Below are 1,727 nucleotides of genomic sequence, written 5' to 3'. Positions count from 1 at the left end.
GGTTCGTCAGTAAAAACTATGGGTGCTCGGAGGCTCGGGTAGTTTTCCAAGTGCATGATAAAGCGCGATTTCTGTCGCCTTGAAGGTTCGGAAACCGTACGCTTTTCTCATGGTCACTTTGGCTTTGTTGTTCAACCCCTCGATCACGCCGCTGGAGAACTGTTTTCTTGCCCGGAAATAGTTAAGAATCAGCTCCCGGTGGGTGCGCACCGTGCGGGCAAACTTCTTCATTGGCTCGATGCGTGAACGCATGACGTCGGTGCACCATTGATCAAGGAACTTTCCCGCCCATGTGGGAGAGCTATAGTCCCAGAGTTGCTGGAACTCTTCCTTGAGCAGATAGGCCCGCACGCTGCGCAGGTTGTACTGAAGCAAGTCTCGCAGGCGAACGCGTTGCTTGCCGGTGAGATTCTCGCGCCGCTTGAGCAGGCACCAGCGGGATTTCTTGAGCACGGGCTCATAACCGTCGCGGGTCATGCGCCGGGCCTCGTCGGCACGAACTTCATCGATGGCCTTGTTCATCTTGGCAACGATGTGAAAGCGGTCGAGGATATTCAGGGCGTTCGGGCAATGACGCTCGATCATTTCGAGATAGGGTTTCCACATGTCCGAGCAGACAAACTCGACCTTCTCGCACAGCTCCTGTCCGATCATGGCAAAGAACTTCGCAAAGCTGTCCTTCGTGCGCTCCTGCCCGACCCAGAGCAGCCGCGTGCACCCGGCCTCGATCTGGTAGACAAGCGTGAGGTAATTGTGTCCTTTCCCGTACTGGATCTCATCGACACCGAAAGCGCTGATTGTTCCAAGTTCGCGGTGATTCAGCCCCCACTCGACCACCCATTGCACTGCGTTGTAGACCTTCTCCCAGCTGGTTCGAAAGCTGAGTGCGGTTTCTTTCCAGGACAGCTTGCGAGCCCATTGCGCCAGGAAGATCATGTAAGCGCGGGTGAGCGTGTGCTTGCCATTGGCCCACGGCAAAGCCTCGACCTTCACGCCGCAGGCACGGCAATCGACGCGTCGCATGGTATAGAGCAGAAATACGGCAAAGCCCCAGACGGGGATAAACTCGAAGCGGCGCTGTGTGAGCAAGTCGTAGCCCCGCGCAGGCTGGTTACAGCATGAGCAAATCGGCTTCGAACCCTTTCGCGGCCGAACGTCGATCTCGATGGATTGGGTTGCTTCGCACAGCCGCGCATCTTCATATACAAAACCGGGGAAATGATGGCAGGCGTTAAGCAGACGGGTCAACAACATGGTTAGCAAGCACAGAACCGGCAAGGACAAACCCGCCATTGTCGCCGATGAACAGCAAACGCTCGCGCAGTACGTCCCAGATCTGCACAACTGGCCTGCGTCGTGGCGAGTCGATGACGAAGACATTTCGACTGGACGGGAAATCGTTGCCATACTCACGCCTTTCCTTGAGCATCTCCTGACCTCGGGATATGTACGCAAGACATTGCTTCGGCACCGCGATCACATCTGGATGCTCGGCGGCGAAATGATTCGACGCCGCCATGAAGATCCCGATCGCCTTGCCATCCCGTTGGAAACTCTTCTGGACGAACTCATCGAAGAAGATGGCGGCCCCCTAATATGGCCAGCTATCTCCGAGTCCGAACAGGATTCCTTCGATGCAACATGTCGCAAGCTCTATAAGTATCGGAATCGAGCTTCATCTGGCTAGCCGCGCACAATAATTCACCCATAGATTCCGCCGACGATCC

2 protein-coding genes are annotated in these 1,727 nt (G+C 55.9%); one reads left to right on the top strand and one right to left on the bottom strand.

What is annotated here, in order from left to right:
• Nucleotides 1-6: 6 nt before the first annotated feature.
• On the bottom strand, nucleotides 7-1,254 hold the full coding sequence (locus BMI01S_RS37255) for an ISL3 family transposase (protein ID WP_042293342.1): 1,248 nt from the start codon (nucleotides 1,252-1,254) through the stop codon (nucleotides 7-9).
• Here BMI01S_RS37255 and BMI01S_RS37250 point away from each other — a divergent pair.
• A complete protein-coding gene (locus tag BMI01S_RS37250; RefSeq protein ID WP_028233112.1) occupies nucleotides 1,253-1,687 on the top strand; it encodes a hypothetical protein in 435 nt (144 codons plus the stop codon). The genes BMI01S_RS37255 and BMI01S_RS37250 overlap by 2 nt on opposite strands.
• The last annotated feature ends 40 nt before the right edge of the window (nucleotides 1,688-1,727 follow it).

The sequence above is a fragment of the Paraburkholderia mimosarum LMG 23256 = NBRC 106338 genome (assembly GCF_000739815.1).
Lineage (GTDB): Bacteria > Pseudomonadota > Gammaproteobacteria > Burkholderiales > Burkholderiaceae > Paraburkholderia > Paraburkholderia mimosarum.
The sequence above is the reverse complement of the archived record's forward strand: the minus strand, read 5'-3'. Positions and strand labels throughout refer to the sequence as shown.